This is a genomic window from Ochrobactrum sp. XJ1, assembly GCF_024701725.1.
In the GTDB taxonomy this organism is placed as follows: Bacteria; Pseudomonadota; Alphaproteobacteria; order Rhizobiales; family Rhizobiaceae; genus Brucella; species Brucella anthropi.
In genome coordinates this window covers 178,090-203,738 of record NZ_VDGD01000005.1, presented here as the reverse complement: position 1 = coordinate 203,738, position 25,649 = coordinate 178,090, and the positions used below count along the sequence as shown (strand labels likewise).

Below are 25,649 nucleotides of genomic sequence, written 5' to 3'. Positions count from 1 at the left end.
GCCCTCCCCTGCCTATCGATCCGACGACAGGCAAGGTACAGGCAGGGCAATCAATGCGTCCAGTGGTTTAGACCTTGCGCGATAGAATAGCAGCAAGAGCGAGACCACCGATCAGCGATATGTGCTCCAGCGCCACCGTCATATCCCGGAAAGCTTCTTCTCCTTCCTTTGCCCAGAACGGGTGGGCAACAGGAATGGTCAGGCTCGTAAAGACGGCAAGAGCACCACAAGCCAACCAGATTCCGCGATTGAAGATGATCATCAGCGATCCGACAATCTGCAAAAGCAGGGTTGCGCTGTTGAACAGCCAGCCCGGATGAAGACCAAAGCTTTCCATTTCCGCAGCATTGGCGCCGAAGTTGAAGAGCTTGGCCAACCCACTCGACCAGAAAATGAAGGTAAGGACCACCCGCGCCAGCAAAAGGCTGGCATGGGAATCGAGGACGTTGGCGATGAAACGCGGCATTGGTCAACCCTTTCCGCCGGTGATACGGATAACCTTGAATGCGACCGCCACGGCAACTGCTGGCGCGAGTGCGAATATCACCGACAGCCAGAGCGAGGCATTTGCCGCGCCCTCCACACCTCCCGGCACGGCAATGCCGGCAAAATTGGCAATCATCCCCGCGCAAGCCGTCCCGAAGGCTATGGCGAAGAGTTGTACGGTCGTCATTCCACCCGCTGCGAGATCCTGCTCGGTGGACGGAGCGCTCTGATAGACGCGGGTAACGAGGCTTGGCCATGCAAGACCGATCCCGAAACCGATCAGGATGAGCCCAAGGCAGACGGGCGCGAGCAGCAACCAGTTGCCGTTGCCATGGATCGGGAGAAATATGGCGAGCAGGACAAGACCGGCGAGCGCCAGAACAGGTCCGGCAACGACAAGCTTGTCGCCCCCCTTCTCCTGCCATCTGGAACTGAGGAAGGATGCCACCGTCCAGCCGATTGCCATAAGTGCCGCCAGATATCCTGCCCAGAGCGGAGACTGGCCATGCAAGTGCTGCAGCAGATAAGGCACGTATATTTCGGGCTGCATGCTGAGCATCAAAAGCGCGATCGTAAGGTAAAGAGTCCCGAGCGGCGTCGACAGGCTGAACGAGCGGCGCGGCAGGAGACGTGCCTTGGCGTCGCGCTCCACGAATGTGATGATGGCGATCATGAACATCGCCACACCCAAACCGACGACCTTCCATAGCGTTTCCTGTGACAGGCTCCCCGCTGAAACCGCAAGGACAGCGCCGGTCAAGAGGATGAGTTGAAGAATCGGAATGGAAACACGCTCGTTTTTATCCCAGCTCGAGCGTGGCAAAGTCGCGAATGCCACCACAGCGAAAAGACCCGATACCGGCAGCAATGACCAGAAAGCGGCGCGCCATGCGCCATATTCGGCAAAGATGCCGCCAATCGCCGGCCCGATCAGCGTGGCCACGCCGAACATAGCGGAAATAAGACCGATGGCCCGGCCCCACAGGCGCTCCGGCAAAACGACACGGGTGAGACCATAGGCGAGCGCGTAAAGAAATCCGCCACCGAGGCCTTGCACGCTCCGCCCCGCCAGCATGACCGGCATGTTGATGGCCAGAGACGAGATCAGTGTGCCTGCTGCGAACAGCAGGGTCGCCACGACATAAGCGCCTCTTGGACCGGCACTTTTCAGCAGCCGCGCGGTGAGCGCAGCCCCTAGAATGGAGGCAACGACGAACAAGGTCGTCGCCCAGGCATAGAAATCCATGCCGCCAATGTCCTGCACCACGCTCGGCATGACTGTAGTCGCGATATACATATTGACCGCATGGAGAGTGACCCCTCCGGCCAAAGCCAGGGCATAGAGACCATTTTTACCCCTTAGAAGCTCCCCCCAGCCAGCAGGCGCATGTCCCGCAATCCCCGCTGGTGTTGTTTCTTCGATCGAACTTTGCACTGTCGGCCTCCGTGAACTGAATTGTTGCCGACGGGTTTATAGGACCTCAACTTTGGTTGAGGTCAATAGGCTATTTCCACTGGAAACGAAGGCTTTTGACCGGTGCGAAATGTGGCATGGAACGCCGCAAGATTGCCGCTGCGAATGAGCGCAGCAGCGTCGGACAGGTTCGCCTCAGATGCAGGGAAGTCAGATAAGATTGCCGGGCTTGACCATCAATCTTCTGGGACCGGCGCCTTGCTGACCGAGGATGTCATCCGGATTTCGCAACGGGCATTCGGACAGCGAGAGACAACCGCAGCCGATGCAACTCGTAATCTGGTCACGAAGCTGCATCAGACTGTCGATGCGTTCCTGAAGCATGTCTTTCCAGGCTTCCGAAAAACGTCTCCAGTCCTCTGCCGTCGGTACGTGGTCGTGGGGAAGGTCTTCCAGCGCTTCACGAATGATCGCAAGCGGGATGCCCGCACGTTGCGCGATCTTGATAATGGCGATGCGGCGCAGCACGGCACGGTGATAGCGGCGCTGGTTGCCCTCTGTGCGCCAGCCCTCGATGAGCCCCTTGGTTTCATAGAAATGGACCGTAGATACCGCCACGCCGGCGCGCCGGGAAACGTCACCAACCGTCAGGCTTTTCTTGAGACCTGAATGTTCCATATCGTCAAACTCGATCATGCCGAATGTGTAGGCCGCAGCCCCGCACAATTGCAAGACGCGTCATAAATCCGCATCATGTCTCAACGCGCGATAATTGCGGCGTGCCCATAGCAACGGGCGCGAATGCAGCGGCAGATCGGTATTCGTTACCAGCCCGGCAAAAAGCGTGTGATCCGCCATTGGAACGTTGCCCGCCAGTTCGCAGTCAATGGCAGCCGAAGCCCCGAAAAGACGCGGTCTCCCAGACGGCCATTCGCCCCACACACCAATGAGAAATCTCTGCGCGGGGGGAACCTTTCCCGCGAAGGCATCGCCGATCATCTCCTGCCCTTCCGCGAGCATGGCGAGCGAGAAGCCGCCATCAGAAAGGATCGCCGTTGCCAGCGCGCTGTCGCTTTTCACCGAAACCAAAACCATGGGCGGCTCGGCGGAAAGCGACAACACCGCTGTCACCGTGCGACCGTGGGCTTCACCGGCATCGCATGAGGTCAGCACGGACACTGTTGCGGCCATCCGCGACATCGCATCCGCGAACTCTCGCTTCGAAACGGCGCCGATTGCGTCGCGGTCTATATGCAGCACGTTTCTGTTCATCATCTCAGGCAACCTTCGGCTTCTGTCCCTGATAGCGCCGGTCGGAAACGCCCCGCAGCGCTTCCGACCGGCCATGGCCTCACGTCGGGATGTCCGTTCGGCCATATCGTTTCCAAACAGCTATTCGGAATGCTGTTTCAGATAGGCGATCATGTTTTCGAGGTCTTTCTCCCTGGTCAGTCCGGCAAAAGCCATCCAGGTGCCTTTCACCATGGCCTGCGGCTTCCTGAGAAAAGCCTTCAATTCCTCGTCGTTCCAGACCAACCCCTCAGCAGCCGCCTTGCGCATCGCATCCGAATAGGGATAGCCCGGATAGGAGGCGGCCTTGCGGCCCACCACGCCTTTCAGTGATGGGCCGCGTTTGCTTTCGTCGGCATCCGCCGTGTGGCAGACGGAGCATCGCTTGAAGAGTTTTTCTCCCGCCGCAGCATCTGCCCCTTCACCAGAGGCAGTTGTCGAAACAAGAAGGACATTGGAAAAAGCAAGGGGAACAAAAAGAAGCGACAAGCGCATGGACGATACTCCAGATGATCGGCCATGCTTCTCTAGTTCCTCAACCTTGGTTGAGGTCAAGAGCAAATCTCGTCTGCTTCCTCATTTTTAGACAACGCTCGTGGAAAAATTCGCAGCAGCGCTCAACACAGCCCGTATCGATGCGGTTGCGATATCGTCGTCGATCCCGACGCCGAAAACTTTCCGTCCATCATGCGTACGGCATTCGATATAAGCCGCAGCCTGCGCGTAGGTGCCCTTTTTCAATGAATGTTCGTGATAGTCGACGATTTCCAGATCGATATCGCAACCGGCCTGCAATGCCGAGACCGCACTTGATATCAAACCATTGCCGTGCCCGGTTATGGCGATTTCCTGCCCGCGATGCCGAATGCGCCCGGCGAAGACACGCGCCTCTCCGCTCCGTGCGGGCCTGCTTTCCTTGTAGTTCAGCAGCTCAAAATCAGCATTCTCTTCCAGATGATAGACATCGTGGAACAGCGACCAGATCATTTCCGCGGTCGTTTCCTTGCCGGTATCGTCGGCGAATGCCTGCACGCGACGGCTGAAATCGATTTGCAGCGGGCGCGGCAGTTTCAGCCCCCGGTCCTGCTCCAGCACCCATGCTACGCCGCCCTTGCCCGACTGGCTGTTTACGCGGATGACGGCTTCATAGCTTTCACCGATATCTTTCGGATCAATGGGCAGATAGGGCATTTCCCATATGCCGTCATTGCGGCTTTGATGCGCGGCAAAACCCTTGCGGATCGCATCCTGATGCGAGCCGGAAAAAGCTGTATGGACCAGTTCGCCAACATAGGGGTGGCGCGGATGAACCGGCAAGTCATTGCAATGTTCGACCGTTCGCACGACGGAGCGCATCTCCGGGAAATAAAGCTTTGGGTCGATGCCCTGCGTATAGAAATTGAGCGCCAGCGTAACGAGATCGACATTGCCAGTGCGCTCGCCATTGCCGAACAGGCAACCCTCGACACGATCAGCGCCTGCCAGCAAGGCCTGTTCCGTAGCAGCCACTGCCGTCCCCCGGTCATTGTGCGGATGCACGCTTATAATGACGCTGTCGCGGCGCGACAGGTTGCGGCAGAACCATTCGATCTGGTCCGCATAGACATTCGGCATTGCCACTTCTACCGTAGCCGGCAGGTTGAGGATCGCCTTATCTTCGGGCGTTGGCTGCCAGACATCCAGAACACGTTCGCAGATTTCCAGCGCGAAATCAGGCTCGGTAAAGCAGAAGGTTTCCGGCGAATATTCGAAAGTCCAGCGTGTCTCTGGTTGTTTCCGGCTTTCTTCCAGCATGGCAGTTACCCCACTGACAGCCAGATCGATGATCTCCTCCTTTTCCATATTGAACACCACGCGACGAAACAGCGGCGCGGTTGCATTATAAAGATGAACGATGGCCCGACGGGCACCGCGCAGGGATTCGAAAGTGCGCGCGATGAGGTCAGCGCGCGACTGAGTGAGCACCTGAATGGTCACATCGTCGGGTATGAGTTCCTCTTCGATCAGCCGACGAACAAAGTTGAACTCCGTCTGCGAAGCGGAAGGAAACGCAACCTCGATTTCCTTGAAACCGATTTCCAGAAGCATGCGATAGAAACGCATTTTCTTCTCGCCGTCCATCGGGTCGGCGAGCGCCTGATTGCCGTCGCGCAGGTCCGTCGAGACCCAGCGCGGCGGCTGCGTCAGCCGTCGGTTCGGCCACTGGCGATCCGGCAATTCGATCGGAGATATGAAAGGACGGTATTTGCTATCCGGGTTTTGCATCATGACAATAGTTCCTTCGGCTGCGGAGCAGCAGCTGCGACAATTGGGAAAGGGGATTGACGGCAGGTTACGACCGCCGGGATGCCATCAGGCCCAACGGTCGCCGGTAGGTCGAAGGAGAAGAAGCGAAAAAGCCAGGCGTGCGCCGCCAGCCGGAGCGTTCAAATCCGTTGAAACAAGTGTCTTGTGGCTGGCGCAAGCGGACACTGCGGGGCTCTCTTAAAAATGGCTTCTCCACTCCATCATATGTGAATGGATATTGGCATTCCTGCGCTTTAAGGCCATTCTTGAGCGTAAAAGGGTCAATCCATGTCACTGAATCATCCGGCGCCCCTTGCACTCGCCATATCCGCCATCGCGCAGGACGATGCATCCTTTACAGGGCCGCCGCACCGTCACCGCGATGCGCAATTGATCTATGCGCGGTCCGGCGTGGTAACCGTTGCAACCGAAAACGGGAGCTGGGTCGTTCCTCCCAATCGCGCCGTGTGGGTGCCACCGATGGTGGAGCACGCAACCCGCAGCCACGGACCTGTTCAGTTTCGTACGATCTTTATCCACCCGGATGCCGCTCGATCCCTCCCCTCATCCTGCGGCGTGGTGGAAGTTTCTTCCTTGCTGCGCGAACTGATCCTGCGTCTTGTGGAATTGCAGGGCCGGCCAGCTACTCCCTTCGCTCAACGTGTCTGCGAATTGCTGTTGGAGGAACTCACTTTTCTGCCCGCCGAACCCCTCAGTCTTTCCGTGCCATCGGATCACCGGCTCCGCACCCTTTGCCAGACGCTGCAAGCGGAACCCGATACGGAGTTATCGCTCGATGCTGCCGCCTCGCGGGCGGGAATGAGCAGGCGCAGTTTCATGCGTCATTTCGAGCGTGAAACCGGCATGACCTACGGTCGCTGGCGGCAGCAGGCCCGCTTGCTTGCTGCATTGCCTGCGCTTGCCGCAGGCGTGCCTGTCGTGACCGTGGCGCTGGATTGCGGATACCAAAGCGCAAGCGCTTTCGCCGCAACGTTCAAGCGCAGCCTCGGACGAAGCCCCGCAAGTTATTTCGAGTGAAATATTCACAGAACAGCCTGATGACACTCGCCAAGAACGACAATATTTTCAATCGCTTATCGCTCCGAGGCGTGCACGGATGAGCTTTCCAACATGGATTTCAGCGTCTTAGTCGAAGGGAGAAATTGACAGTCCGCCTTTCCATCATGTATCGATCTTTAGGCTTTGAACATCGTTCAATATATTGAACGATCGAAGGTTTCTCCCAAGGCCTTCTTTCAAAGCCATCGGTGCATCGGCTGCATCGGAGAATTACGGATACGCTTCCTTCCCAAGACAGAAGCAGGTCCGGGATAAGCCCAGCGTTGTGTGCCGGTGAGGAAATGAGAGACCTCGGCGCTGGTGAATGTGATAAGGGTGGAATGATGACAACAGAGATCAAGCCATTTTCGTTCGACACCATCGGTTCGATGCTCGTCGAATGGAGCGCCGCGAAGCGCCTCGGCGAAATCCTCGGCGAACGGTTTTCCGAACGCAATATTCTGATCGTGACGGACAAAGGCCTGCACAAGGCAGGCGTTCTCGACCGTGCACTGGCTTCTTTGGAGAAAGCTGGTTTCGGTATCAGCGTTTTCGATGACGTGGTGGCCGATCCGCCGGAATCCGTGCTGTTTGCCTGCGTCGAGCAAGCAAAGACCGCTGGTTGCGACATCGTACTCGGTTTGGGCGGCGGTTCGTCCATGGATATCGCCAAGCTCGCAGCAGTGCTGCTTGTCTCCGAACAGGAGCTTTCCGAACTGTATGGTATCGGCAAGGTGCAGGGCAGCCGTCTTCCGCTGATCCAAATCCCGACCACAGCTGGAACCGGATCTGAAGTCACGAACATCACCATTCTGACGACCGGTGAAACCACGAAGATGGGCGTCGTTGCCCGTCAGCTCTACGCCGATTTCGTTATTCTCGACGCAGAACTGACCTGCGGTCTGCCTGCCCTGCATACAGCCGCAACCGGCATCGACGCCATGGTCCACGCAATCGAGGCCTATACAAGCCGGATCAAGAAGAACCCGCTGTCCGACGCATTTGCACGCGAAGCGCTGAAGCTTCTTTCGGCCAATCTGATCGCCGCTTGCGAAAACGGCAATGATCGTCATGCCCGTGAGGCCATGCTACTCGGCGCGAATTATGCCGGTCAGGCTTTCTCCAACTCGCCCGTCGGCGCTGTTCACGCGTTGGCTTATCCGCTCGGCGGCCACTACCATGTACCGCATGGCCTTTCCAATGCGCTGATGCTGGGGCCTGTGCTGCGTTACAACATGGCGGGCGCGGCCAAGCTCTATGCAGAGCTTGGCGATCTGCTGCTGGAGAAATCCGAAGGCACGACGGAAGAGCGTTCTGCGGCATTCGTCACCTATATGGAAGAGCTGATGAACAAGTCCGGCGCACCGCGCCGCCTGCGTGATGTCGGCGTGACGGAAGAAAGCCTCGAAATGCTCGCGCGCGACGCGATGCTGCAAACACGGCTTCTGGGTAACAACCCGGTCGATGTGACCGAGGCCGACGCTCTGGCGCTTTATCGCGAAGCTTTCTGATCAAACATAACGACCTGACGGACCGGACACCGGAGAAGCGAGCTGACAGCCGCTTCTCCGCAGTTTGTCTCTGTGTCTTTGGAGAATAAATTGAGCACTGAACGTATCGACGGTCAGGAGCAGCCCTATTGGCCTGCCGGACCATTCAAAATTCGCCTGCCTTTCGTTCACTACAAATTCGAATGGCCCGATTATTTTCAAGGGCTGCTGATGTGCGCAGTGGATCTGTCCGCCATCCCGCTCATGACTGAACTTCTTGGGATGCCTTTCGAGGTCGCCCTTGCTGTGGTCGTGCTGAACGGCTTGTTCTATCTTGCACATCATCTTCTGGGTGACCCCGTTGTTCCGGGCTGGATCACGCCTGCCATCCCGCTTCTGATGGCCTATTGCTCCACATTCGCCGAAGGTCCCGAACGCGTTCACGCTCTGGTCGCATTCCAGATGATGCTCGGCATATTCTCGATCTTTATCGGCGCGACGGGCATGGCGCATCGGGTGGTGCAGCTTATTCCCGCCGCCATCAAGGCAGGTATCATTGTCGGCGCGGGATTTGCCGCCGTGATATCGGTTTTCCAGCTGGGCGGACGTTTCGATACGTTCCCGTTCACGATCACCATTGCTGTTGGCCTCGGCTTCTACGTCATCTTCTCTCGCCATTTTGCGCGTATCAAGAACAGTAATCCGGTGCTTGCCATTGTCGGAAAGCTTGGTGTGTTCCCGATTATTCTGCTCGCTGTCGTTATCGCCCCCCTCTTCGGTGAAGCACAGTGGCCAAAGCTTGAATGGTCGATCACAAGTCCGGATTTCACCACGCTATGGCGCGAATATACGGTTTTCGGCCTCGGCTTGCCGCCGCTTTCGATGTTCCTCAGCGCAATCCCGACAATGCTTGCGGCCTATATCGTCGTGTTCGGCGATGTCCTGCAAAGCCGCGCCATTCTGAAGGAAGCCGATGAAGCGCGTCCTGATGAAAAAGTGGACTACAACCCCGACCGGGCGCATCTCATTTTTGGCGGACGCAATGCTGCAATGAGTGTTCTTGGACCGGATGTATGCATGTGCGGCCCGCTCTGGTCGGCTATGCACGTCGTCATCACCGAGCGTTTTTCGCAAGGAAAGAAGGCCATGCATTCGATCTTTGGTGGCGCAGGCTCATTTCGCTGGGGCACCAATACCGGCTTGTTTCTGATGCCGATCGTCACTCTGGTGCAGCCGATCCTTGGCGTCGCACTCGCCCTCACCTTGCTTATTCAGGGATATGTTTCGGTTCGCGTCGGCATTCTCGAAGCACGTTCCCAACGCGATCTTGGCATTGCCGGCGTGGTCGGTGCGGTTCTTGCCACTCGCGGTGCGGCCTGGGCTTTTGCGACCGGTGTCGTCCTCTGCCTTTTGATATATGGCCGTGACTTCTTCCGTGGTGAAGTAGACAACACTTTTACCAAAGACAACTGACCGATAGCCCTCCCCGTCCTACCGGGAGGGCTTCTGGTTTTTATCCACTCACGACTTCAGGCAACGGTCGATCCACTGTCATCGCATGATCGAGAACCCGTTGCAGATTGGCGGCGTGACGGAAACTCGGTTCCAGTTCCGCACCATCGGCCACAGCACGCGCAAAGCGCTGATAGTTCGTCTCCACCGTTCCCGCATCGATGTCCCGCCAGACTGGCGTTTCAATGTCCTCGCCGATGGAACCGCGCAGGCTTGAGCCTGTAGGTGTGTGGAGAATTTCCAGCGCACCCTTGTCGCCATGGATCCGCAGCCGCAACTCGTTCAGGTGCCCCGTCGCCCAACGGCTGGCGTGAATGACACCCAGCGCGCCATTGGCATATTCCGCCATCATGACGAAGCTGTCATTCGCATCGAGCACATACTCACCGATATGGTTGTTATCCGCCTTTTCAAATGTCTTGAGACGTGCCGAGGCCCGCGCCACATCGCTGCCGATAGCATAGCTGGAAAAGTCGAGAATATGGATGCCGACATCGCCCAGAACACCGTTCGAACCATGCTTGGTCGAAAGGCGCCAGAGCCATTTGCTTTCGGTTTTCCAGTCGCCCCATGTCTTCGAGACCAGCCAGCTTTGCAGATAGGACGCCTCGAAATGGCGCACCTGGCCGATCTCACCCGCCATCACCATGTCGCGCGCCTTTTGCAGGGGCGCGACATTGCGATAGGTCAGATTGACCATGTTGATGACATTGGCCTGCTCGGCAGCATCCGCCATTTCAGCGGCTTTTTCGTAGCTTTCTGCAAGCGGTTTTTCGCAGAAGACATGCTTTCCCGCGCCCACCAGCGCAAGTGTGGTCGGATGATGAATGGCATCCGGCGTGACATTGGCAACTGCATCGAAACGGCCCCACTCCAGCGCATCCTCAAGCCGCGTGAAGCGGTTGTGGATGTCGTGATTTTCAGAGAAGCCATCGACACGCTCCGCCGAAACGTCACATGCGGCAACCACCTCGACGCCCTCGATGGCCTTGAAGGCTTCGGCATGGTTCTTCGCCATGCCGCCTGTTCCCAGAATAAGAAGACGCATCATGCACCTCAACGATAACCGGCTTCGCCCGGCTTGTGCAGTTTAGGCCCACGCTCGACAATCGGCTCTGGTGCCTTGTCGACTGGAACATTCGGCGCGGTGTGAATGCCCGTCCATGCCGGTTGCGGATTGTAGGCCCATTTGACCGAGTTGCGCAGAACCGTCTGCACATTCGCATCATGATAGGTTGGGTAGGTTTCATGACCGGGGCGGAAATAGAACACATTGCCCGCACCGCGCCGCCAGGTCATGCCGGAGCGGAAGACTTCACCGCCCGCAAACCACGAGATGAAAACGGTTTCGAGCGGTTCCGGCACGGAAAACTGTTCACCGTACATTTCCTCGTTCTCAAGCACAAAGTTCTCGTCCAGCCCCTGTGTGATCGGATGGCCGCGATTGACCACCCAGAGCCGCTCGCGCTCGCCCGCTTCACGCCATTTGAGCGCACAGGGCGTTCCCATCAGACGCTTGAATATTTTGGAGAAATGTCCGGAATGGAGCACGATCAGCCCCATGCCTTCGAAAACGCGCTTCGCGACGCGTTCCACAACCTCGTCACTGACGCCACCATGATCCTTGTGGCCCCACCAAACGAGCACGTCGGTCTTGGCGAGACGCTCTTCAGTCAAGCCGTGCTCCGGTTCCTGCAAGGTGGCAGTCGTCGCTTCGATGGCGCTATCCTCGCTCAGCGCCCTGGCGATAGTGTTGTGCATGCCATCCGGATAAACCGAACGCACTGTTTCATTGATCTGCTCGTGAATGTTTTCACCCCAGACGATGGTACGAATAGGCACGAGTATTCTCCTTGCTGCGGGCATCACAACCCATTTGTCTCATGTGTCATTAAGCTTGGGAGGTCAGCGTCAGACGGCGCGGCCCTTTTCATCGAAACGATGAATGTTTTCACCCATCAGGGAAACCGAAAGCGTCTCACCTGATTTACGCGCTGCCACGTCGCTTTCGCGGACCACCAGCGGTTCCTCCAGGCCGAGATCGATATAGACATAGGTATCGGAACCGAGAATTTCGGTATGGATTACCTGACCGGTCCAGTGACCATTTTCGTGTACGATAGCGAGATGTTCGGGACGCAAACCCACCGTATGCGCGCCAAAAGGCTCACTATATCTGCCGGTCAGGAAATTCATCTTCGGTGATCCGATGAACCCGGCGACGAAAAGCGAATTTGGCTTTTCGTAAAGCTCGAGCGGCGTTCCGATCTGCTCCACGCGTCCGTCGCGCAGCACACAGATGCGGTCGGCCAGCGTCATCGCCTCCACCTGATCGTGCGTCACATAGATCATGGTGGTGTCTTCCATGCTCTGGTGGAGCTTGGCGATCTCAAGCCTTGTAGCCACACGTAGTGCCGCATCAAGGTTGGACAAGGGTTCATCGAAGAGGAACACTTTCGGATCGCGCACGATGGCACGACCAATCGCGACACGCTGCCGCTGCCCACCGGAAAGCTGGCGTGGCAGGCGCTCGAGATAAGGCGTCAGCTGCAGCATCTCCGCAGCCTTGTGAATGCGGCTCTTGCACTCATCCTTGCTCTTGCCCGCGAGCTGCATGCCGAAGGCCATGTTCTCGTAGACTGTCATATGCGGATAAAGCGCATAGGACTGGAACACCATGGCGATGCCGCGCTTCGAAGGTGCGAAGCTGTTAACCACCGTTCCGTCGATGGACAGATCACCTGAAGAGATTTCCTCCAAGCCTGCAATGAGGCGCAACAGCGTGGACTTTCCGCAACCGGATGGACCAACGAAGACCATGAACTCGCCGGGTCGGATATCCATATCCACGCCCTTGATGACCTCGAAGTTACCGAAAGACTTGCGCACATCGCGCAACTGAAGTTCTGCCATGGTTGTACCTAACCCTTTACGCCGCCTGCCGTCAGACCGGACACGATCCGCCGCTGGAAGATGAGCACGAGGATGACGAGGGGAACCGTCACGATGACGGAAGCCGCCATGATGTTGCCCCAGGGGATTTCAAACTGACTGCTGCCGGACAGAAGCGCGATAGCCACAGGCACGGTGCGCTGGCTGCCCGAAGAGGTGAAGGTGAGCGCGAACAGGAACTCGTTCCATGCCGAGATGAAAGCGAGTAATCCGGTTGTCACCAGCGCCGGCCACATCAGTGGCATGAAAACACGCGTGATAATCACCCACGGCGATGCGCCATCCACGATGGCCGCTTCCTCAATCTCGATTGGCAGGTCACGCATGAAGGTGGTGAGGACCCAGACCGTAAACGGCAGCGTGAAGATCATATAGGAGAAGATCAGCGCCAGCGGCGTGTTGAAGATACCGAGAAAACGGATCAGCTCGAACAGACCCGCCAGAACGGCGATCTGCGGAAACATGGACACCGAAAGAATGGTGAGAAGCAACAAGCCCCGTCCGCGAAAACTCACACGCGCCAGCGCATAGGCAGCTGTCACCGCCAGCAACAGCGAGATTGCCACTACAACGGTCGCCACCAGCAGTGAATTACCAAGACTGCGTAGGAAGCTGCCCTGCGTGAGAACACCGGCATAATTGTCGAGCGAGAAACTGCTTGGCCAGTAATCGACCTGAAACAGCGCCGTCCCGGATTTGAGACTGGTGATGATCGCATAATAGAACGGGAACACCGCGATCAAAATGATGAGCGCCACCAGCAGATAGAAGCTGAGGGTTTTCACATAGTGCATCATGCTATTCCCCCCTGCTGCCGACATTGACGCGTCCGAAGAACATGTAGAGCACGGTGATAGCCGCAATGATGAGGAACAACATTGTCGATGCTGCCGCACCATAGGCGAATTTGTCGAAATCGAAGAGATTTTCGCGGGCGAAAACCGACATGGTCTTGGTCTGCGCATTATTCGGCGTCAGCACATAGATCAGGTCGAAGATGCGCAAGGCATCCAGCATACGGAAGATGATCGCCACCATCAGCGCCGGACGGATCAGCGGCAGCGTTACCCGCCAGAACACCTTGACCGGATGCACGCCATCGATCTTGGCCGCTTCGTAAATGTCGGATGGCACCATTTGCAAACCGGCCAGAATAAGCAGCGCCATGAAGGGCGTCGTCTTCCAGACATCAACAATCAGGATCGCGACCATCGCGGTGTCGGGATTGGCCGTCCAGGCGATCTTCTGGCTGATGAGGCCCAGATTGAGCAGGATATGATTGAGGATGCCGAACTGGTCGTTGAGCATCCAGCCCCACATCTTGGCTGAAACAATCGTCGGGATTGCCCACGGGATCAGGATTGCGGCGCGCACGAGCCCACGCCCCCGGAAATTCGCATTCAGCACCAGAGCGACGATCAATCCAAAAATCGTTTCAAGGCTGACTGACAGAATAGTGAACCGGATCGTGTTCCAGACCGCACCCCACCAGGCGGGATCAGCCAGAAGACCGCGATAAACGGTACGACCGCTCTTGAGCGTCACCCAGGACAGATAATTGTTAAAGCCAACGAATTCCGCCGTACCGAGGCTCGTCAGCGATGCATTGGTGAAACTGAAATAGATGGTCCGCAGCAGCGGCCAGCCAGCCACCAGCGCCAGCACGATCAGTGTTGGTGCGAGAAACACCCATGCCGACCGGATACGTTGCGCGCGCAGATCGGAGTGAACCCGGCTTGTTGTTGCCGAGCTCCCCGAGATATCGAGAGAAGTCTCCGTCATGATCCCACTCTTGGTCCTGCTCAGAGAAACTGGAGCGTCCGGGCTGCCCTTTTCGGGGGCTTGGGAGGACAACCCGGACGCGGCTTGATCGGTCCCTACCAGCCGGAGCCTTCCAGCTCAGTCAGCTCGACCTCAAGCATTTCGAGATTCTCCGCAGCCGTACCGCTGCCCGAGAGCGTCTTGTGCACGGCAGTCCAGAATTTCGACGACACTTCGTTGTATTTCACCTTTGTCGCAGCCGACGGGCGCGGCACTGCATTCTGGAAGATCGGCTTCCAGTTTGCCATGAAAGGCTGCGCTGCAATGATATCCTTGTCGTCGTAAAGCGCTTCAATGGTTGGCAGGCGCGAAATCTGGACCGCCTGCACCTTCTGCACTTCCGGCGAAGCCAGATATTTCACCAGCGCGATGGCAGCATCCTGCTTGGTGGAATATTTGGAAACGGCAAGATTCCAGCCGCCAAGCGTCGAGGATGGCGCGTCACCCTCCGCACCGGCAGGCAATGGCGCAACGTCGAACTTGCCTTTCACGCCGCTATCGGCACTGTTGCCAAGCGCATAGGCATAAGGCCAGTTGCGCATGAAGACGGCATTGCCGGTCTGCCAGACGCCACGCGATTCCTCTTCCTGATAGGCGAGTGCGCCCTGCGGCGATATCGAACCGATCCAGCCCTTGGCGCGATCGATCGCTGCCGCAGCCTTTTCATTGTTGATGGAAATCGTACCGTCGGCTTCGACGATCTGGCCGCCACCCGACGACTTTACCCATTCAAGCGCATTACAGGTCAGGCCCTCATAGGCATTGCCCTGAAACACGAAACCCCAGAGATCGGACTTTCCCTCGGCCCGCTCCTTGTCCATGATTTCCTTGGCAGTCGCCGTCATCTCGTCCCAGGTCTTGGGAACCTGCTTGTTGTATTTTTCGAGGAGATCCTTGCGATAGAAAAGTGCCGGAGCATCAGTATAGAATGGCAACGCAACCAGCTTTCCATTCACGGTCTGCGACGCGATAATGGACGGGAAATGCGCGCCCGTGACATCCTTGGTGGCTTCCGTCAGATCAACAAACTGTTCGGACAGCTGCGGCGCCCAGACTACATCCGTCTGGTAAACGTCGATATCGGCGTTACCGGCTGCAAGCCACAGACGATACTGGCTGAACTGCTCGCTGCTTGACGATGGCATCGAGACGATGTTGACCTTGTTGCCGGTATCCTTCTCGAACTTGACGATCTGCTCCTGCAGAAACTTGATGTTATTGCCCGTTGAATTGGCTGCGATGGAAATCTCCACCGCATGAGCGCTCACTGTCGCCATACCAAATGCCACGCAGGCCGCGAGCACACCCTGAAAAGCCTTCATTGTTCCCTCCTCCCATCCATTCTGTAAGCGGTTTGATAAAATCGAAAACGGTTTGGATGACGAAAAGGTTGCAGAGGACCGCATTTCTGTCAAGCCGCAGATTCTGCACCATGCTTCACTTCATCCAACACCAACCATGAAACAGCGATATTTCAATATCTTACCGTTCCGTTTCATTGTTGATTGTCGGTCTGGAACCTTAGCTTCCCAAACATCACAAAGCGAAAACTGAAACAAACTTGAAATCGGTTTGGTTTTCGTGCACCCTATATGTTGCAGCAGTTCAAAGAACTCAACCGACCAATTGTTAATCGCAAGGAAGCGGCTATAATCCGCTGCCTTGCCTGCCTGAATAATTCGAAAGCCAAATGAAGCTCCGTGAATTCGCCAAACATCTCGGCCTCTCAGCCACGACCGTCAGCCGGGCGTTGAGCGGCTATCCCGAAGTGGCGGAAAGCACGCGCAAGCGGGTCATGGACGAGGCTGTACGTCTCGGTTACCGGCCTAACGTCAACGCGGTCAGACTGGTTACCGGGCGTGCCGGTGCAATCGGCGTCGTGATGGGCCGCAACAGCGAGTTTCATTTCGCCGAGTTCATGCGCGGCATGGCAGAACGGCTCAGTCAGGATGAAGTCGATATTCTCGTCAGCCCGATTGCAAACAACGGCACCGACGACGAAGTGCAGCTTTGCCGACGTCTGGCCACCAGCCATCGCGTCGATGCCATCATCGTGACATCTCCAAAGCCCAATGATGAGCGCATCCGCATGCTGCACGAACTGGGCATGCCATTCCTCGTGCACGGACGGTCTGAAACCGATATTCCGCATGCATGGCTCGACATCGACAATGAAGGCGCGGTTTACCGTTCGACTGCCCATCTGCTCGACCTCGGCCACCGTCGCATTGCGATGATAAACGGTCGCTACGGCTTCACCTTTTCGCTTCATCGCGACGAAGGCTACCGGAACGCTCTCGAAAGCAGAGGCATCGCCTTCGATCCGGAACTTGTCGAGCACGGCGACTTCACGGACGAGATCGGTTATCGTCTCGCGCGCAAACTTCTGGAGCGCGATCCGCGCCCGACCGCGTTTGTTGCCGGCTCTATGATGACTGCGCTTGGCATATACCGGGCCGCGCGCTCTTTCGGCCTGACTATCGGCAAGGATATTTCCGTCATCGCCCATGACGATGTCATCTCGTTCCTGAGCGCCGACAATATGGTGCCGTCCCTGACCGCAACCCGCTCGTCGATGCGCGCTGCTGGAAAACGTTGTGCCGATCTCCTGATGGACATACTCGACGGACGCGCGGCAACCGACATCCATGAATTATGGCCGGTCGAACTGATCCTGCGAGAATCAGCAACCCGCGTGCCGGAATGGGCCTAGTAATATTCAAGATTTGACGCGATTTGTCAGATTCAGGCCGCTGGTGTAGATTTGTCGTGCAACGCGGAATTGGTTCAGCACGTAGAAATACGCATCTGAAACCAAACCGCGTTGCATGCGGTTTATATCGGAGTAAAAATTGCGTAGTGAACAATCTATTCTTCAAATTTCCATAGCGGTTACTATTCTGGTTGCTGGTTTCGGTGTCGTTTTCGGCCTGTTATCCGGCTCATTTTCTATCGTTTTCGATGGTGTTTACATGCTGGCTGATGCTGCGATGAGCGGATTAGCTCTCCTCGTCTCACGCCTCATCGCCCTTTCTGCCTTGCCGGAACAGCCACGCGGAAAATTGCGCGATCGCTTCACAATGGGCTTCTGGCATCTCGAACCGATGGTGCTTGCCCTTAACGGTATGATGCTCACCGGCGTTGCGATCTACGCGCTCATCAACGCAGTCGGCAGCCTGATGGATGGCGGACGCGATCTCGAATTCAGCTACGCGATTTTCTATGCTGTCGTTGCCCTGATTGCCTGCCTCGGTATGGCACTCCTGGAAATGCGTGCAAACCGAACCCTAAAATCAGATTTCGTCGCACTCGATGCCAAAGCCTGGATCATGTCCGGCGGCATAACCGCGGCACTTCTGATCGCTTTTTCGGTCGGCTATGCCATTGAAGGAACAGAACTCGGCTGGCTGACGCCCTATATCGATCCGGCAGTTCTCGCGGTTGTTTGTCTTGTCATCATCCCCATGCCAGTCGGCACGATCAGACAGGCATTGGCTGACATATTTCTTGTTACGCCTGTCGACCTTAAGCAGCATGTCGATGCGGTTGCGGAAGAGTTCGTCAAACGCAACGGCTTTCTGTCATACCGCGCTTATGTCGCCAAGGTCGGTCGCGGCAAGCAGATCGAACTCTATTTCATCGTTCCGTCCGATCTTCCGCCACGAAAGCTCGAGGAGTGGGATGCGTTACGCGACGAAATCGGTGATGCACTCGGCGGTGAGGGACCGGACCGGTGGTTGACCATCGCATTTACGACGGATGTGGAGTGGGCCGTCTGACCTGAATGGTTGTTACTCGTTCGTCAGCGACAACTGTCGGCGCAGCCGCATCGTGCGGCTGTCCCCCGGCTGACGAGGCAGCCGATTGAAAGCATTCAAATAATTGGTCTTGGTGCGCATGATGTGCGCCTCCAGTATTTCCCGCAATTCCTCGGGCTTGTCGGCATCGGCCAGCTCGATGATGGTGGCATGGTCGGCGAAGGATCGCGCAGGCTCGCCTTCGGCACCGATGGCAAGATGTGTCCGCAAGGCTGCGACGCGCCCCAGAATGCTGTCATAGGCACGGGCGAGATAGCGATTACCGCAGACGCGGAAAAAGGCCAGATGGAATTCGGTGTCGCAACGCCCGTAAGCGCGCAGATCGTCCTCATCTATTGCCGCACGCATAAGATCGTACTGCTTTTTCAATTGAGAGACGAGCTTCTTGCGATTGCCGATTAGCGCCAACCGCATGGCCTGATCTTCCAGCCCGACGCGGAAATCGCAAAGCTCGGCTATATCTTCCTGCGTCGGCGTGAAAACATAGGTGCCGGACTTCGGAACGATGTGAACCAGTTCTTGCATCTGCAGAATGTTGAGTGCCTCGCGCACCGGCGTGCGACTGACATCGAAAGCCGCAGCGAGCATGTCTTCGGAGAGGTTCTCTCCGAATTGAAACTCTGCATCGACAATGGCACCGCGAATACGTTCGGCGATGCTGCTTGCCAGCGACTTCTTGCTCTTGCCTCGAATCTCTCTCATGTCCGAATCTTACAGACGCCTTATTGCGACGTATAGAGCGGTTGAAACCGCATTCAAATTACACCCATCAACGATGACGGGCCCGGCCGAAAACCGGACCCGTCAATCTGATTAGTCCCGTTTGGCTTTCAGGCTCATGCAGAGGAAGAAGCCAAGGATCGGGAAGATGGACAAAGCCAGCAGCGACAGCGAGAAGCTGTCAGTCGTGGATTTGACCCAGCCGACCAGATAGGGCCCTGTGAACCCGCCAAGCTGCGCAAAGCCATTGATGGCCGCAAGTCCACCAGCAGCAGCGGCGCCGGACAGGAATTGCGTCGGCAGCGTCCAGAACACGCCGAGATAGGACCACAGGAAGAACGCGCAGACCGACAGGAGCACGAGGCTCAGGATCGGCGACGGAGCCAGCGCGCTGGCGGCAAGAAAGACACCGCCGAACAGGCCGGCAATTGCCGTGTGGATCTTGCGCTCGCCGGTACGATCCGAACTGCGCGAAATCACGACAAGTCCGATCGCGGCAAACACGAACGGAATGGCCGAAATGAGCCCGGTCTGCGCTGCGGTATAATCGCCAAGGCTCTTTACGATCTGCGGCAACCACATGATCACGCCGTAAACAGCGATACCGTTGAACATATAAACCAGCGTCAGAAGCCAGACGCGGTAATCGCTGAACACTTCTTTCAGCGAGTGACGGGTATCGGCCTGCTTGCCTGCATTTTCCTTGGCAAGTTCGGCCATCAGCCATGCGCGTTCGTCGGCGGTCAGCCAACGCTTGTCCTTTTCCGGACTGTCGACCAGATAGAAGAAGGTCACGACACCGAGGATCACGGCGGGAAGCCCTTCAAGAATGAACATCGCCTGCCAGCCATGCAAACCGAAAAGCCCCTCGCCCGCATCCATCAGCCAGCCGGAGAACGGTGCGCCCACGACGATGGAAAGCACGGTTGCAGTCATGAACAGGGCCGTTGCGCGACCACGTTCCTTGGCCGGGAACCAGTAGGTCAGATAAAGCAGAACGCCCGGCGCAAAACCGGCTTCTGCCACGCCAAGCAGGAAGCGCAGAACATAGAACGAAACCGGGCCCTGCACGAAAGCCATGGCGCAGGACACGATCCCCCACGTGACCATGATGCGCGCAATCCAGACGCGCGAGCCGAGCTTGTGCAGCATCATGTTGCTCGGCACTTCGAACAGCATATAGCCAATGAAGAAAATACCCGCACCGATGCCGAACATATAGGGTGTCAGGCCGATATCATTGTTCATGTGAAGCGCGGCGTAGCCGATATTCACACGGTCGAGATAGTTGACGATAAAGCAGATAAAGCAGAACAGAACGATCCGCAGATTGAGCTTGCGAATGGTGCTGTCGCGCAGGTCGGGCGTTGCGCCGACCGCACTCAGAGTGGAATTGACCACGATGTCCTCCCAGGTCTCCGCTCACGTTCCAGCATGAGCGGCATGCAATAATCTTTGCGGGAGCTGTCACACGTTAATGCGCGCTCCCGTTCAGAGCTTCATCAGCGGAAATGGAACCGAGGCCAATCCGGCTCACTTCCAACAGATAGGCAATCCCGATCACGGACAGGCCACGAGCACTGATCCGGCCGTTATCGTCTCACTCCCACTGCAATGATTAGCGTGCAAACAACTACTTTACAAGTAGCATACAAAATCTTGTACCTTAGATTGACAGAAGTGTCCGCACATGGCTTTTAAAGCCACTGTCGCCGAATGGTTGAGTCTGCAGATTCTCTTCGGTGACCTATGGGCGCGCAACAGCGTCCATCTTCGAGGAGGAGTATTTCATGACGACAAGTTCAACAGCGTTTCTAGTCGATTTTTTTGCAGACCGGGTGGTGCTTGTCACCGGCGGTGCATCGGGCATTGGCAAGGCCGTTGCTGAAAAACTCATCGCGCTCAAGGCCAAGATAGTGCTTTGGGATGTGAACGGCGCGCGCCTGCAGGAAATGGCGGACAAACATGGCGAGCAGGTTCTGACGGCCATTGTGGATGTCTCTGACAAGGCCGCAGTTGATCGCGCAGCGCATGATATCGCCGCCAAATGGGGTGGCATCGATCATCTCGTCAACAACGCAGGCATCATCGGTCAGCGCATGACCGTGAAGGACTTCGATGCGGACGAACTGGATCGGGTGCTGGCCGTCAATCTGAAAAGTGTATTCTACGTTTCCAGTGCTTTCCTCAACAATCCGGGCATCAAGCCGAGTAAATCGATTGTTGGCCTGTCTTCCATCGCCGGCCGTACCGGCGGCATGGTCGGCAATATCGCCTATGCGACGACCAAGGGAGCAATCGCTTCCTACACCTACGCACTCGCCAAGGAGCTTGCGCCGGAAATCCGCGTCAATGCACTGGCGCCCGGCGTGATCGACACTGAAATCCAGAAGGACGTCTTTGCCGATCCCGCCAGTATCGCGAAAATGGCCGACCTCATTCCGTTGAAGCGGCTTGGAACTGCCGACGAAGTTGCAGACGCAGCCATCTGGCTGCTGTCGCCGGGAGCGGCCTATATTACCGGTGTTGTGCTTGACGTTTCGGGCGGGCGATAAGGAGACAATGATGACGCAGGCAAAGACCCTGAAAAGCCTCATCGAAACCGGTCGCATCATTCAGGCGCCGGGCGCACCCGATCCGTTGACCGCTCGTCTCGTGCAGCAGGCAGGGTTTCCGGCCATTTACATGACCGGGTTCGGCGCGACGGCAAGCCGCCTCGGCACGCCCGATCTGGGTCTTCTCACACAGACCGAAATGACAACCCATGCGCGGGATATGACCCGCGTGGTGGATATTCCGGTCATCGCTGATGCCGATACTGGTTACGGCGGCCCGGCCAATATCGTTCGTACGGTGGAGGAATATATCCAGTCCGGTGTTGCCGCCATTCATCTGGAAGACCAGATGGCGCCGAAACGCTGTGGCCAGCTTGCCGGTATCCGGCTGATCCCCGCAGAAGAAAATGTGCGCCGCCTCAAATGCGCGATTGCGGCGCGCGCCGACAAGGACCTGCTCCTGATCGCCCGCACCGACGCCATGCCTGCGGCCGGTGCGGAAGAAGCCATCCGTCGCGCGAAAATGTATCAGGATACGGGTGTCGATCTTGTTTTCGTCGACGGCATCAAGACCATCGCGGAAGTCGAAGCTGTCGCCCGCCACGTCGACGGGCCGAAGGTCGTCAGCATTGTCGACGGCAACGAAACCGTGGCTCTGACGGCCACCGACCTCGAACAGATGGGCTTCAACGTCGTATTCTATGCACTTTCAACGCTTTTCTCGGCGGTGAAGGCGGTGAGCGACACGCTGTCAGTCCTCAAGCGCGACGGTACGCCGAAGGCCCGCTCCGGCGATATGATCACCTATCAGCAATATTGCGACATCGTTGATCTGAAGAAATTTCAGGATCTCGATGAGGAATATGGGTGGTCATAATCGGGTCAGCTGAGGCAGGCGGCAACGCCTGCCTTTTCAGGCACTAAGCTTCTTCGCCTGAATGCGCGGCGATGCTCTTTCGACCGTGATTTCATAATGGTCGCCCTGCGTTACCTCAGCGATCCGGCTCGGACGAAATGCTACGGCATTGATACCGCCATCGTGGCGCAAACTGTCGAACAGAATTCCGAACTCGCCACTCTCGCGCATCTCCTCGCCGAACTTCTGTGACGCAGCGTAATCTGCCGGATCATAAACAGCAGGTAGTGTCGCCTGTTCGCCGCATATATCGATGAAATCCTCTTCCAGCTTCGCCGTATAGACCCGAAAGGTGCGAGCCAGACTGTCCTGCTGTATCGCAACGGTTTCGCGACGCATGTGGTGCGCAACCTCGACGACGGACGTGGTCAGCCGCGCCGCCGCATACCAGGCGCCAAGCTCAGGACCATTGAAGCGCATGCCGCCCGGCGCGACATGCAGAAACGTCGCCATGACGATGCTGGAATTGGGCCTGCCGAACACCCACTCCTCATGGGGAAGGCGCTGCAATCGTTCACTGAGAAGACGGTCATTCGTCCAGCCAGCCAGTTCCATCACCGCTTCCAGATCGGCAGCAGTGGCAACCGTGTCAAAAAGACCAATCGGCGGGAAACGCGACGGGATTAGGCGATAGCTTGGCTGTGGCGCGGGATTGCGCTTCACGAGAACACCACGTCTTCATCGCGATAAGGTCGGAACTCGCGATCCAGTTCGTTCGGTTCCATATAAAGGCCGCCGCGCGCCGCATCCAGAAACCGGCGAGCTGTCAGCAAGCCATCCTGCAGACCGCTTGTTATCAGGCTCAACGGCGGATGACCGCCGAAGACACCGGACTGATTGGGCGTGTGCAGCCAGCGGATACCAGCTTTCCCATCTGGATAAAGTACGCCCAGCGCCTGATGAATGCCAAGCACGGCGGACAAGCGCATCAGCACATCCACATCCAGCGTGATATCGCGATGCTCGCGCACCGCCTTCACCCAGTTGTAATAGGTTGATCTGGAAGGCAGACCCAGCACCATCAGCCGTTGCTGCTCGTCCAGCCCCCACAGATCGGCAATGGTCAGAAATGTACGCAGGCCCGGCCCGCTCAATCGCTTGCGCGAATGAGGAGAAAAACGAGCCGCGTCGAGAACATCAGGCCCCTTGCCTATCATTGTCTTCAACACCGTATTGCTTCTGGCCATAATTGCCTCCGATCGTCCAGATCAGAATATAGTCCAAATTTGGACTTTTGCAACTCTACGGTGTTTCGAGCGATGAGACAGGCTTTATTCGGCGGCGATAAGGGGCGTTTCGGCAACCACATCCGGCATTGTATCGAAATGGACCGGAAGCAGCGAGACATAGCCGTTGCGGATATCCAGCACATGCGAATAGACGTTCTGGCCGTTTTCGAGCCGCGGCAGCTTGTCCTCATGCATGATGCTGATGACGATGGCTTGCGGGCAGCGCGTCTTCAGCGCCTCATGGAACCGCATCTTGGAAGCCGGATCGAGGGCACCGGTTGCCTCGTCGAGGAAGATAATCGACGGCTTGTGCAGGAGAATGCGCGCCAGCACGATCTTCTGCTTCTGGCCGCCGGAAAGAACCATATCCCAAGGCGTGCCATCGGCATCGGCGTCATTCATACGCTCGATGAATTCACCCAGCCCCGCCTCATGCAGGACGGCAGCAACAGCGAGATCGCTGAACAGGCTCTCATCGGCGGGCAGGCTGACAAGCTGCTTCAATGAGACGGAGGGGAACTTGGCCTCCTGGGTCGCATAAAACGAGGTGGCATTCTGCGGATAAATGATATCGCCGGTACCATATGGCCACAGGCCGTTCAGCGCCTTTACGAAGGAAGTTTTGCCCGAACCGGATTCACCGCGCATATAGACCCAGTCGCCTGAACGAATATTGATCACGCCAGAGCGCAGGAACGGTGCTTCGCTATCCGGTCCCTGCATGAGGGTGAGATTGCGTACCGACAGGCCGAAACGCGGATGCTGTTCAGCAAAAGCGAAGCGATTGATACCGGAGCGGCTGTAGAAATCGGTCGGGTCCTGAACATTCTCGATAGCCTGCGCGAGGCCGATCACGCGGCCCGCATTGGCGCGCAGATTGGCAATCGCCGGCATCACCTGAATGAACCACGAGCAATCGTTGATCATTGCTGCGACGAGTTCCGCGCCCGTTACATAGTTCCGGAAACTGACGGAACCGCTCATATAGGGCAGAAGGCCCGGAATATAGGCAACGATACGGTTCGACAGAAAGCCATAGGCTTGCGAGAAGGCGAGATAGGCAGCATCGAAACGATTGAGCCGGTTCCAGGTGCCATCGACATCCTTGTAGAGACGGTCGTTGACCGACCGCTGGACGGCCTCACCGCCGGATGCCGAAATCTGGAAACTGCGACGCAGCAGCGTTGTCCACTCGCCACGATAGGAACCTTCGGCCTTTTGGATGCCGAGATTGAGGCGCTCCAGACGCTTGCCGATCTTGATCGCGACCAGCGTTCCGAGCGGGACGTAGATCACGATCGCAGCAAAGGCCAAAACGGCGCTGCCATAACTGCCGAGGAAATCCAGCCCCTCCACGTGGGTGGACATTTCGATCAGCTTCTGGCCGATGAAGAAAGCAGACAGGAACACACCGACAATGCCCATGACGAGGCCGATGGCCCCGCCGGTCATGCCCTTGATCGATTCCTGCAGACGCTGATCGATATTGTCGGGCTGATCCTTGCCCCTGCCCTGTTGCAGATGGAAATGTGTATGCTTGCCGTTCAAAAGCGCAGTGGAGAACTGGTCGTTCAGCCATTTGCGCCATTTACGGTGCAGCGTCGTGGACAGGAAATGGCGGGAACCGACCAGCATCACATCCTTTGCCAGCATCAGCAGAACAAGAATGCCCGCATTGGCGGCAATGGTCATGAGAGGATGCTGAACAGGCGCAGTGTTGACGTTAACAATGGAATTCATGAGCAGGCCCGAGGCCTCGGCCACCCATACGGTGGTCTTGCTCACAAAGGCCGTCATCAGGAAGATTGCGATGGTGAGAACCCAGGCTTCCTTCCAGCGGTCGGAAACCCAATAGGCGCGCATCAGCCCCCAGAACGACGTCATGTCAGCCACGGCAGACCTCCCCCTTGCCTGCAAGGATTGCTGTCTGGTCTGCCGGTTTTTGCTCAATCCACACCTCGTTCTGACAACTGAGTGATAACGCTTTGTAACATATTGCAACAAACTGTGGTTAACGGAGTGTTAATAGTCAACACAAAAGCGGAGCACTAACCCGTGATCATAGGGGTTCGCATCAGCAACAAGCTGAAATCGTTGGGCT

General features: G+C 57.0%; 24 protein-coding genes. 7 read left to right on the top strand and 17 right to left on the bottom strand.

What is annotated here, in order from left to right:
• Nucleotides 1–67 precede the first annotated feature (67 nt).
• The 6 genes from FG152_RS10700 to leuA all read right to left on the bottom strand — a co-directional run bounded on the left by FG152_RS10700 (nt 68) and on the right by leuA (nt 5,458).
• A complete protein-coding gene (locus tag FG152_RS10700; RefSeq protein WP_036587167.1) occupies nt 68–466 on the bottom strand; it encodes a DoxX family protein in 399 nt (132 codons plus the stop codon).
• Nucleotides 467–469: 3 nt separating this feature from the next.
• Entirely contained in the window at nt 470–1,921 is a 1,452-nt protein-coding gene (locus FG152_RS10695; RefSeq protein ID WP_029928058.1) for an MFS transporter, read from the bottom strand.
• A gap of 189 nt (nt 1,922–2,110) precedes the next feature.
• A complete protein-coding gene (soxR, locus tag FG152_RS10690; RefSeq protein ID WP_029376206.1) occupies nt 2,111–2,578 on the bottom strand; it encodes a redox-sensitive transcriptional activator SoxR in 468 nt (155 codons plus the stop codon).
• Nucleotides 2,579–2,638: 60 nt separating this feature from the next.
• Nucleotides 2,639–3,175, bottom strand: a complete 537-nt coding sequence (locus tag FG152_RS10685) for a flavin reductase family protein (protein ID WP_029928060.1) — start codon at nt 3,173–3,175, stop codon at nt 2,639–2,641.
• Nucleotides 3,176–3,292: 117 nt separating this feature from the next.
• A complete protein-coding gene (locus FG152_RS10680; RefSeq protein WP_036587165.1) occupies nt 3,293–3,685 on the bottom strand; it encodes a c-type cytochrome in 393 nt (130 codons plus the stop codon).
• Between the two features lie 87 nt (nt 3,686–3,772).
• A complete protein-coding gene (gene leuA, locus FG152_RS10675; RefSeq protein WP_029928064.1) occupies nt 3,773–5,458 on the bottom strand; it encodes a 2-isopropylmalate synthase in 1,686 nt (561 codons plus the stop codon).
• Between the two features lie 306 nt (nt 5,459–5,764).
• On the opposite strand from leuA, the gene FG152_RS10670 reads away from it, so the two are divergent.
• From FG152_RS10670 to FG152_RS10660, 3 genes are all read left to right on the top strand, one after another.
• On the top strand, nt 5,765–6,514 hold the full coding sequence (locus FG152_RS10670; protein ID WP_010660908.1) for an AraC family transcriptional regulator: 750 nt from the start codon (nt 5,765–5,767) through the stop codon (nt 6,512–6,514).
• Nucleotides 6,515–6,876: 362 nt separating this feature from the next.
• Nucleotides 6,877–8,046: an iron-containing alcohol dehydrogenase gene (locus tag FG152_RS10665; RefSeq protein WP_036587163.1), complete on the top strand. Its 1,170-nt coding sequence runs from the start codon at nt 6,877–6,879 to the stop codon at nt 8,044–8,046.
• A gap of 90 nt (nt 8,047–8,136) precedes the next feature.
• Nucleotides 8,137–9,498 carry a hypothetical protein gene (locus FG152_RS10660; RefSeq protein WP_036579387.1) on the top strand — a complete coding sequence of 454 codons (1,362 nt, stop codon included), beginning with the start codon at nt 8,137–8,139 and terminating at the stop codon, nt 9,496–9,498.
• A gap of 40 nt (nt 9,499–9,538) precedes the next feature.
• On the opposite strand, the gene FG152_RS10655 is transcribed toward FG152_RS10660, so the two are convergent.
• The 6 genes from FG152_RS10655 to FG152_RS10630 all read right to left on the bottom strand — a co-directional run bounded on the left by FG152_RS10655 (nt 9,539) and on the right by FG152_RS10630 (nt 15,632).
• Entirely contained in the window at nt 9,539–10,585 is a 1,047-nt protein-coding gene (locus tag FG152_RS10655; RefSeq protein WP_036587161.1) for a Gfo/Idh/MocA family protein, read from the bottom strand.
• An 8-nt stretch (nt 10,586–10,593) separates the two neighbouring features.
• The gene (locus tag FG152_RS10650) at nt 10,594–11,379 is read right to left on the bottom strand and encodes a ThuA domain-containing protein (protein WP_036579398.1); all 786 of its coding nucleotides are present in this window, start codon (nt 11,377–11,379) and stop codon (nt 10,594–10,596) included.
• Between the two features lie 69 nt (nt 11,380–11,448).
• Nucleotides 11,449–12,450: an ABC transporter ATP-binding protein gene (locus tag FG152_RS10645; RefSeq protein WP_036579401.1), complete on the bottom strand. Its 1,002-nt coding sequence runs from the start codon at nt 12,448–12,450 to the stop codon at nt 11,449–11,451.
• An 8-nt stretch (nt 12,451–12,458) separates the two neighbouring features.
• Complete coding sequence (locus FG152_RS10640; RefSeq protein ID WP_011982680.1) at nt 12,459–13,286, bottom strand: carbohydrate ABC transporter permease; 828 nt, start codon at nt 13,284–13,286, stop codon at nt 12,459–12,461.
• Nucleotide 13,287: 1 nt separating this feature from the next.
• Nucleotides 13,288–14,271, bottom strand: coding sequence for a carbohydrate ABC transporter permease (locus tag FG152_RS10635; protein ID WP_029928074.1), 984 nt, complete (start codon nt 14,269–14,271; stop codon nt 13,288–13,290).
• Between the two features lie 95 nt (nt 14,272–14,366).
• Entirely contained in the window at nt 14,367–15,632 is a 1,266-nt protein-coding gene (locus FG152_RS10630; RefSeq protein WP_036587160.1) for an ABC transporter substrate-binding protein, read from the bottom strand.
• A 368-nt stretch (nt 15,633–16,000) separates the two neighbouring features.
• Between FG152_RS10630 and FG152_RS10625 the strand changes: the two genes are divergently transcribed.
• Nucleotides 16,001–17,023 (top strand): substrate-binding domain-containing protein, encoded by a 1,023-nt coding sequence (locus FG152_RS10625; RefSeq protein ID WP_029928076.1) that lies wholly within the window; start codon nt 16,001–16,003, stop codon nt 17,021–17,023.
• Between the two features lie 139 nt (nt 17,024–17,162).
• The gene (locus FG152_RS10620; RefSeq protein ID WP_498986425.1) at nt 17,163–18,089 is read left to right on the top strand and encodes a cation diffusion facilitator family transporter; all 927 of its coding nucleotides are present in this window, start codon (nt 17,163–17,165) and stop codon (nt 18,087–18,089) included.
• Nucleotides 18,090–18,101: 12 nt separating this feature from the next.
• Here FG152_RS10620 and FG152_RS10615 read toward each other — a convergent pair whose 3' ends face one another.
• Complete coding sequence (locus FG152_RS10615; RefSeq protein ID WP_011982676.1) at nt 18,102–18,830, bottom strand: GntR family transcriptional regulator; 729 nt, start codon at nt 18,828–18,830, stop codon at nt 18,102–18,104.
• 111 nt (nt 18,831–18,941) lie between these two features.
• Entirely contained in the window at nt 18,942–20,249 is a 1,308-nt protein-coding gene (locus FG152_RS10610) for an MFS transporter (protein ID WP_010660896.1), read from the bottom strand.
• Nucleotides 20,250–20,638: 389 nt separating this feature from the next.
• Between FG152_RS10610 and FG152_RS10605 the strand changes: the two genes are divergently transcribed.
• Both FG152_RS10605 and FG152_RS10600 read left to right on the top strand, forming a co-directional pair.
• A complete protein-coding gene (locus FG152_RS10605) occupies nt 20,639–21,403 on the top strand; it encodes an SDR family NAD(P)-dependent oxidoreductase (RefSeq protein WP_029928081.1) in 765 nt (254 codons plus the stop codon).
• A gap of 10 nt (nt 21,404–21,413) precedes the next feature.
• The gene (locus tag FG152_RS10600; RefSeq protein ID WP_029928084.1) at nt 21,414–22,280 is read left to right on the top strand and encodes an isocitrate lyase/PEP mutase family protein; all 867 of its coding nucleotides are present in this window, start codon (nt 21,414–21,416) and stop codon (nt 22,278–22,280) included.
• 36 nt (nt 22,281–22,316) lie between these two features.
• On the opposite strand, the gene FG152_RS10595 is transcribed toward FG152_RS10600, so the two are convergent.
• From FG152_RS10595 to FG152_RS10585, 3 genes are all read right to left on the bottom strand, one after another.
• The gene (locus FG152_RS10595; RefSeq protein WP_010660893.1) at nt 22,317–22,982 is read right to left on the bottom strand and encodes an RES family NAD+ phosphorylase; all 666 of its coding nucleotides are present in this window, start codon (nt 22,980–22,982) and stop codon (nt 22,317–22,319) included.
• A complete protein-coding gene (locus FG152_RS10590) occupies nt 22,979–23,506 on the bottom strand; it encodes an MbcA/ParS/Xre antitoxin family protein (RefSeq protein WP_029928086.1) in 528 nt (175 codons plus the stop codon). Before FG152_RS10590 ends, FG152_RS10595 begins: the two co-directional genes overlap by 4 nt.
• An 84-nt stretch (nt 23,507–23,590) precedes the next feature.
• A complete protein-coding gene (locus tag FG152_RS10585) occupies nt 23,591–25,441 on the bottom strand; it encodes an ABC transporter ATP-binding protein/permease (RefSeq protein WP_029376203.1) in 1,851 nt (616 codons plus the stop codon).
• Nucleotides 25,442–25,649: the final 208 nt, after the last annotated feature.

Bases quoted from the DNA above. Each gene is read 5' to 3' on its own strand.
- FG152_RS10680 (WP_036587165.1), bottom strand. From the start codon at position 3,685: ATGCGCTTGTCGCTTCTTTTTGTTCCCCTTGCTTTTTCCAATGTCCTT.
- FG152_RS10670 (WP_010660908.1), top strand. From the start codon at position 5,765: ATGTCACTGAATCATCCGGCGCCCCTTGCACTCGCCATATCCGCCATC.
- soxR (WP_029376206.1), bottom strand. From the start codon at position 2,578: ATGGAACATTCAGGTCTCAAGAAAAGCCTGACGGTTGGTGACGTTTCC.
- FG152_RS10600 (WP_029928084.1), top strand. From the start codon at position 21,414: ATGACGCAGGCAAAGACCCTGAAAAGCCTCATCGAAACCGGTCGCATC.
- FG152_RS10590 (WP_029928086.1), bottom strand. From the start codon at position 23,506: ATGGCCAGAAGCAATACGGTGTTGAAGACAATGATAGGCAAGGGGCCT.
- FG152_RS10640 (WP_011982680.1), bottom strand. From the start codon at position 13,286: ATGATGCACTATGTGAAAACCCTCAGCTTCTATCTGCTGGTGGCGCTC.
- FG152_RS10615 (WP_011982676.1), bottom strand. From the start codon at position 18,830: ATGAGAGAGATTCGAGGCAAGAGCAAGAAGTCGCTGGCAAGCAGCATC.
- FG152_RS10630 (WP_036587160.1), bottom strand. From the start codon at position 15,632: ATGAAGGCTTTTCAGGGTGTGCTCGCGGCCTGCGTGGCATTTGGTATG.
- FG152_RS10635 (WP_029928074.1), bottom strand. From the start codon at position 14,271: ATGACGGAGACTTCTCTCGATATCTCGGGGAGCTCGGCAACAACAAGC.
- FG152_RS10645 (WP_036579401.1), bottom strand. From the start codon at position 12,450: ATGGCAGAACTTCAGTTGCGCGATGTGCGCAAGTCTTTCGGTAACTTC.
- FG152_RS10665 (WP_036587163.1), top strand. From the start codon at position 6,877: ATGATGACAACAGAGATCAAGCCATTTTCGTTCGACACCATCGGTTCG.
- FG152_RS10700 (WP_036587167.1), bottom strand. From the start codon at position 466: ATGCCGCGTTTCATCGCCAACGTCCTCGATTCCCATGCCAGCCTTTTG.
- FG152_RS10625 (WP_029928076.1), top strand. From the start codon at position 16,001: ATGAAGCTCCGTGAATTCGCCAAACATCTCGGCCTCTCAGCCACGACC.
- FG152_RS10655 (WP_036587161.1), bottom strand. From the start codon at position 10,585: ATGCGTCTTCTTATTCTGGGAACAGGCGGCATGGCGAAGAACCATGCC.
- leuA (WP_029928064.1), bottom strand. From the start codon at position 5,458: ATGATGCAAAACCCGGATAGCAAATACCGTCCTTTCATATCTCCGATC.
- FG152_RS10605 (WP_029928081.1), top strand. From the start codon at position 20,639: ATGACGACAAGTTCAACAGCGTTTCTAGTCGATTTTTTTGCAGACCGG.
- FG152_RS10685 (WP_029928060.1), bottom strand. From the start codon at position 3,175: ATGATGAACAGAAACGTGCTGCATATAGACCGCGACGCAATCGGCGCC.